We start from the raw sequence: 244 nt of genomic DNA on the forward strand, positions 1-244 counted from the left end.
AGCCTGCCTTCGGTGTGGCGGCAAGCTGAAGACACTGGGTGAGGACATTACCGAAGAGCTGGAATATATGCCGGGCCGGTTTGTCGTGAACCGTATTGTCAGACCGCGCCTGTCCTGTTCTTGCTGCGAGAGGATTGTTCAGGCGCCCTTGCCATCGCGTCCGATTGAGCGTGGACGGCCGGGAGCGGGACTTTTGGCGCATGTATTGGTTTCCAAATATGCGGACCACCTTCCGCTCTATCGC

General features: G+C 58.2%; 1 protein-coding gene. It reads left to right on the plus strand.

Translation table 11 applies throughout. The features are described from left to right. A partial coding sequence (locus tag ACXAH0_RS25310; RefSeq protein ID WP_475196103.1) for an IS66 family transposase zinc-finger binding domain-containing protein occupies window positions 1–244 on the plus strand: 244 nt, incomplete at both ends.

The sequence above is a fragment of the Roseibium sp. AWQ4_290 genome (assembly GCF_056160985.1).